Source organism: Micromonospora sp. NPDC049580, assembly GCF_040675595.1.
In the GTDB taxonomy this organism is placed as follows: Bacteria; Actinomycetota; Actinomycetes; order Mycobacteriales; family Micromonosporaceae; genus Micromonospora.
The window spans coordinates 1-6,540 of record NZ_JBFAPG010000365.1 but is presented as its reverse complement, the minus strand read 5'-3'; the positions used below and the strand labels follow the sequence as shown (position 1 = coordinate 6,540).

General features: G+C 69.8%; 5 protein-coding genes. All 5 read right to left on the bottom strand.

Annotated elements, in window-relative coordinates:
* Positions 1 to 60: 60 nt before the first annotated feature.
* The 5 genes from AB0J68_RS24070 to AB0J68_RS24050 all read right to left on the bottom strand — a co-directional run bounded on the left by AB0J68_RS24070 (position 61) and on the right by AB0J68_RS24050 (position 6,372).
* Positions 61 to 1,287 (bottom strand): Gfo/Idh/MocA family oxidoreductase, encoded by a 1,227-nt coding sequence (locus AB0J68_RS24070; protein WP_355135274.1) that lies wholly within the window; start codon positions 1,285 to 1,287, stop codon positions 61 to 63.
* 21 nt (positions 1,288 to 1,308) lie between these two features.
* Positions 1,309 to 2,361, bottom strand: coding sequence for a substrate-binding domain-containing protein (locus tag AB0J68_RS24065; RefSeq protein WP_354854604.1), 1,053 nt, complete (start codon positions 2,359 to 2,361; stop codon positions 1,309 to 1,311).
* A gap of 95 nt (positions 2,362 to 2,456) precedes the next feature.
* Positions 2,457 to 3,584 (bottom strand): ABC transporter permease, encoded by a 1,128-nt coding sequence (locus tag AB0J68_RS24060; protein WP_354854606.1) that lies wholly within the window; start codon positions 3,582 to 3,584, stop codon positions 2,457 to 2,459.
* Positions 3,581 to 5,197 (bottom strand): sugar ABC transporter ATP-binding protein, encoded by a 1,617-nt coding sequence (locus tag AB0J68_RS24055; RefSeq protein WP_354854608.1) that lies wholly within the window; start codon positions 5,195 to 5,197, stop codon positions 3,581 to 3,583. Before AB0J68_RS24055 ends, AB0J68_RS24060 begins: the two co-directional genes overlap by 4 nt.
* Entirely contained in the window at positions 5,194 to 6,372 is a 1,179-nt protein-coding gene (locus AB0J68_RS24050; protein WP_354854610.1) for an ROK family protein, read from the bottom strand. Before AB0J68_RS24050 ends, AB0J68_RS24055 begins: the two co-directional genes overlap by 4 nt.
* Positions 6,373 to 6,540: the final 168 nt, after the last annotated feature.

Genomic DNA, 6,540 nt, shown 5'->3' with positions numbered 1-6,540 from the left:
CTCCGGAAAGCCGGTCGGGCGACGGCGGCGCGAACACCGCCGTCGCGGATGGTCAGGGGGTCAGACGGCCACCGCGGTCAGCGCCGGTTCCACGTCGGTCCAGGAGGAACCGACGTCCGCCGAACGGGTCACCGCGTCCAGCACGAGCTGGACCTGCAACGCGTCGGCGAAGGAGGGCGCCGGGTCGGTGCCGGTGGCGATCGCCTCGATGAGATCGCGCATCTGATGGGTGAAGGAGTGCTCGTAGCCGATGATGTGGCCGGGCGGCCACCACGCCGACATGTACGGGTGGTCGCTCTCGGTCACCAGGATCCGGCTGAAGCCCTGTTCCAGGGTAGGCCGGGTGGCGTCGTAGAACTCCAACTCGTTGAGGCGCTCCAGGTCGAAGACCACGCTGCCCAGCGAGCCGTTGATCTCGACTCGGAGGGCGTTCTTGCGGCCCGTGGCGAAACGGCTCGCCTCGTACGTCGCCAGGGCGCCGCCGTCGAGCCGGGCCACGAAGATCGCGGCGTCGTCGACGGTGACCGGCCCGGTGGCCGAGCCGTTGCCGTCGACCGATCCGCTGCCGTCCACCGTGGCCGCCAACCCGCTCGACCCGGCCGGCAACGGCCGCTCCTTCACGAACGTCTCGGTGATCGCGCTGACGCCGGTGATCCGCTGACCGACGACGAACTGCGTCAGGTCGATGATGTGCGCACCGATGTCACCGAGCGCGCCGGAGCCCGCCCTGTCCTTCTGCAACCGCCAGACCAGCGGGAACTGCGGGTCCACGATCCAGTCCTGCAGGTACGTCGCTCGGACGTGCCGGATCACCCCGAGTCGTCCGTCGGCGACCATCTGGCGCATCATCGTGACCGCGGGGACCCGGCGGTAGTTGAACCCGCACATCGACCGCACCCCGGCGGCGCGGGCGGTGTCCGCCGCGGCGGTCATCGCCCGTGCCTCCGCCACTGTGTTGGCCAGCGGCTTCTCGCACAGGACGTGCTTGCCGGCCGCCAGTGCGGCGAGGGCGATCTCGGCGTGACTGTCGCCGGGTGTGCAGATATCAACCACGTCGATGTCGGCGGAGTTGATCACGTCACGCCAGTCCGTCGTGTACGCGTCCCAGCCGAGCCGGTCGGCGGCCTCGGCCACCTTCGGTGTGTCGCGGCCGCAGATCAGCGCCATTCTGGCCCGTGCCGGCAGGTCGTACACGCGGTTCACGGTGCGCCACGCCTGCGAGTGCGCGGCGCCCATGAACGCGTAACCGACCATGCCGATCCGCAGTTCTCTGTCTGTCGTGGACAAGGTGGGTCTCCCCCCGGTATGTCAGAACCCGAGCTTGTCGTAGCTGCTCGCGTTCTCCTTGGTGATCGTCTCGGAGGCGAGGGTCATTTCCTTGGGCACCTGCAGCTCCGTCAGGTCGCCCAGGCCCCGACCCTGCGCGATGAGCCGCGCCAGCGAGATCGCCGAGGACGCCATCGACGGGTTGTAGGTCACCGTCGCCTTCAGCACCGAGTTATCGGCCTTGATCGCGTCGATCGCGAGCTTGGAGCCGGCACCGCCAACCATGAAGAACTCCGACCGGTTGGCCTGCTTGATGGCCGCGAGCACACCGATGCCCTGGTCGTCGTCGTGGTTCCAGATTGCGTCGATCTTCGGCAACGCCTGGAGGAGCTGGGCCGCCTCGCGCTGGCCGCTGTCCGGGGTGAACTCGGCCGAACGACGGTTGGTGACCTTGAACCCGTACGTCGCCAGGGCCGCCTTGAAGCCCTCGCTGCGCTCGACGGTCAGCGGGATCTCCAGACCGGCGATCTCACCGATGACCGGGTTGGTGACGCCCTTGTCCTTGAGCTGCTTGCCGATGAAGTGCCCGGCCGAGACGCCCATGCCGTAGTTGTCACCCTTGATCACCAGCCGGGAGGCCAGCGCGTCGGGGAACGCCCGGTCGAGGTTGACGATCGGGATGCCGGCCTGCATGGCCTGGAGGGCAACGGCGTTGACCTCCTTGCCGTCGTGCGGCAGCACGACGATGATGTCCGGCTTCTGGGCGATCAGGGTGCCGAGCGTGGAGCGCTGGGCCTCCGAGTTCGACCCGCCGTCGACCTCCTTGAACTCCACGTCCGAGTACGCCGCGGCCTGGGCCTTGGCGTTGGCGTGGATGGCGCCCATCCAGCCGTGGTCGGCCGCCGGGGCGGAGAAGCCGATGACGACCTTCTTGCCCGGGGCGTTGTTGCCCTCGGCGTTGCCGGCGGCCTTGGTCTGGGTGCTGGCGGCCGGTGTCTCGTTGCTGGTGCAGGCGGTCAAGAGGGTGGCGGCGCCGACCGCGGCTCCACCGAAGAGCAACCGGCGGCGCGACAGGTCGCGACTGTGCTGGGTCATGAACGACCTCCTGGGAGCGTTTTTTAGGGATGAGGGTGTGCGAGGCCCGGCCACTGTCGAAGATCTCGACGTCGCCTGGACAACGGTGCGGTGCGTCAGGTTGCGGTGGTGACCCTGTTCCGCGCGAGGAGCCGAGTGACGGACTTGAACTGGAACTGCTGGATCAAGACGGCGGCGACGATGATGCCGCCCTTGACCATGTTCTGCGCCTCGATGGAGAGGCCGTTGATGGCGAAGAGGTTCGTGATCGTGGCGAAGATGATGACGCCCAGCAGCGAGCCGACGATCGTGCCGCGCCCCCCGCTCAGCAGCGTCCCGCCGATGATCGCCGCGGCGATCGCGTCCAGCTCGTACAGGTTGGCCATCGCCGCCTGCGCCGAGGTGGCCTGCGAGGTGAGCATGATGGCGGCGATGCCGCAGCACAGACCGGAGAGCGCGTAGAGCAGCATGGTGTGCCGGCGCACGTTGATGCCGGCCAGCCGGGCCGCCTCCGGGTTACCGCCCACGGCGACCGTCCGCCGGCCGAAGGTCGTCCGGTTGAGCAGGACCCACCCGGCCACCACCACCGCGCCGAGGATGTAGACGAGGATCGGGATGCCGATCACCTTGCGGGCCGCGATGTCGTTGATGAACGTGCTGCTCGACACCTGCGTCTGCTTGTTGGAGATCGACGCCGCCAGGCCGCGCGCGGCCACCAGCATCGCGAGGGTCGCGATGAAGGGCACCAACCTGCCGTACGAGATGAGGACGCCGTTGACCAGGCCGACGCAGATGCCGACCACGAGGGCCGCGAAGATCATGCCGCCGGCGCCGTAGCTCTGGGTGGCCACCGTGGTGCACCAGACCCCGGCCAGCGCGACGATCGCTCCGACCGACAGGTCGATGCCACCGCCGATGATCACGAAGGTCATGCCGACCGTGACCACGCCGACGACCGAGGCGAGCTGGAGGATCGCCAGCACGTTGTTCCAGACCCAGGTGGGGTCGCCGTACAGCTCGGGCTTGGTGACCGCACCGACCACGATGAGCGCGGCCAGCACGCCGATCAGACCGAGGTTGCGCTTCGCGCCGTCGCCGCCGTCGCCCCGCCACCAGGAGAGCTTGCCGGTGGATGCGGCCTTGTCGCTGGTCACCGCCGTCTCCGCGGGGTCCACCGGCGGCGACTGCGCCGGAAGCTGTGGGCGTTCCGGTGTCGCGGTGGGTGTGGGAGTCGCGTCGCTCATGCCGGTGCGCCTTCCATCAAGGACCCCGCCATCACGAGGTCAAGCACAGTGTTCTCGTCGAGTTCGCCGGCCGCGGCTTCGCGGACGACCCGGCCCTCCCGCATCACCAGCACCCGGTCGGCGAGGCCCAGCACCTCGGGTACCTCGCTGGAGACCAGCAGCACGCCGACGCCCTGCGCGGCCAGTGATCGGATGACCTGGTACAGCTCGGCCCGGGCGCCCACGTCCACGCCCCGGGTGGGCTCGTCGAGGAGCAGCAGCTTGGTGCCGCCGAGCAACCATCGGCCGACCACCACCTTCTGCTGGTTGCCGCCGGACAGGGTGCGTACCGGCCGGTCGACGTCCCGGGGCCGCAGTTCCAGGGTCTCGGCGATCCGGTCCGCCTCGGCGCGTTCCGCCGCCGCGTTGGTGAAGCCGAGCCGCGCGTACCGGCCGAAGGTGGCGAGTGTGACGTTGCGGTAAATCGGCTCGCCGAGCAGCAGCGCCTGGCTCTTGCGTTCCTCCGGGGCCATGCCCATGCCGGCCCGCACCGCCGCACCGACGCCGGGGCGCAGCACCTTGCCGTCCATCCGCACCGTGCCAGCCTCCGCCAGCCGGGCGCCGTAGATCGTCTCCAGCAGCTCGGACCGGCCGGAGCCGACCAGGCCGGCGATGCCGACGATCTCCCCGGCCCGCACGTTCAGCGAGACGTCGGCGAACTCGCCGGTGCGGGTCAACCCGTCCACCTGGAGCAGGTCGGCGCCGGCGGTGTCGTCGGCCGGCCGGTCCGGGAAGACGTACTCGATGGTCCGGCCGGTCATCCGGCTGACCAGGTCGCGGGTCGGGGTGTCGCGTGCCGGCAGGTTCGCCGCCGTGGTCCGGCCGTCCTTGAGTACGGTGACCCGGTCGCCGATCTCGCGGATCTCCTCCAGACGGTGGGAGATGTAGATGACGGCGATGCCCTGCGCGGCCAGCTCGCGGATGATCCGGAACAGGTTGCCGACCTCGTCGTGCGCCAGCACCGCGCTCGGCTCGTCCATGATGATCAGTCGCGCCTCGTGCGACAGCGCCCGGGCCATGCTGACGATCTGCTTGCCGGCCGCCGGCAGGGAGCGGACCATCCGCCCGGGCGGGATCTCGCCGTGACCCAGCCGGCTGAGGATCTGCCGGGTGTGCCGGGCCATCCGGCCGCGCCGGACGAAGCCGAGGCTGCGGTACTCGTGCCCGAGGAACGCGTTCTCCGCGACCGAGAGGTCTTCGACGAGGTCGAGTTCCTGGTAGATGGTGGCGATGCCGGCCTTCATGGCGGCCTGCGGGTTGGCGAAGGTGACCGGTTCGCCGCGCCACTGGACGAGCCCGGAATCCGGTTGGTGCACTCCGGCCAGCACCTTGATGAGGGTGGACTTGCCGGCGCCGTTCTGCCCCAGCAGGCAGTGCACCTCTCCGGCGCGTACCTCGAGCTGCACACCGTCAAGGGCGCGTACGCCGGGGAAGGTCTTGACCACGTCGGTGAGGCGCAGGACCACCTCGCCCGCGACGGTGTCGGGCGGAGCTTCGACCAGCGGCGCGTCGGCGTCGGCCGACCCGGTGGTGGCGGTCTCGTCGGACAGGGCCACGGTCTCCTCCTCGCTCATGATGCTTCCCCGAAGGCGACGTCGCTGGCGAGCACGGCCGCGCCGGCGACGCCGGCCCGACCACCCAGCTCGGACAGCACGACGGGCAGGTTGCCGGTGGCCAGCGGCAGCGACCGGCGGTAGACCACGCTGCGGATCTCGGCGAGCAGGATGTGCCCGAGTTGGGCCAGCCCACCGCCGATCACGATCATCGACGGGTTGGTGAAGCTCACCAGACCGGCGAGGACTCCGCCGACCCGTCGCCCGCCGTCGCGGATCAGCTGGATACAGGTCACGTCGCCCTCGACCGCGCCCTCGGCGACGTCCAGAGCGGTCACCACGCCGCGCAGGCCCAGCCGCTCGGCCAGTGCCGGCGACGCCCCGCTGCGGGCGGCGGCGGTCGCCTCCTTGGCCAGCGCGGCACCACTGAACAGCGCCTCCAGACATCCGACGTTCCCGCACGAGCACATCGGCCCGTGCGAGTCGACCTGGATGTGGCCGATGTCCCCGGCGCAGCCGTCGGTGCCGCGGTAGACGTCGCCGGTCAGGTAGATGCCGCAGCCGATACCGGTGCCGATCTTCACGAAGAGGAAGTCGTCCACCGAGTGGGCGACCCCGCCGTGCCGCTCACCGATCGCCATGATGTTGACGTCGTTGTCGACCACCGCCGGGCAGCCGTGCTCCCGGCTGAGCAGCTCGCGGACCGGAAACCGATCCCAGCCCGGCATGATCGGCGGCGAGACCGGGACACCGTCGCGGAAGCTGACCGGGCCGGGCACCCCGATGCCGACCGCGTCCAACCGCTCGTACGCGCCGTCGACCCGGGCCTTGTGCAGCAGCTCGTTGACCCGTTGCAGGGTCACTTTCGGTCCATTGCGGATGTCGGCCGGCTCGGCGTAGTGGGCCACCGGTTCGAGTCGACCGTTGACCACCTCGACGTCCATCGAGCTGGCGCCCAGGTCGACGGCCGCGAAGCGCAGTTTCGGGTTCAGCTCGACCAGGGTGGAGCGACGCCCGCCCCGGGAGGCGGCGAGCCCGGCCTCGGCGACGTAACCCAGGGCGACCAGCCGGTCCAGCTCGGCCAACAGGCGCGGGCGGGGCATCTGGAGGCGGTCGCCCAGCTCGGCGCGGGACACGGCTCCCTCGTCGCGGAGCAACCGCAACAGTCGGACGTGCAGGGGCTCGACGGTCCGCACCGGGGAGTTCACCTCTTCATCGAACTCGTTCACATCGACGCAACGCCGAGGTGTTGTGTCCGACACAGTAGGAGCGTTCCGCACCGCCTGTCCAGAGCTTCGACCGTTCCGGTGGCAACTTTTGTCCGTAAGAGCAAAAGCTAATAGTGGATCAAGAAAAGGGCCTGC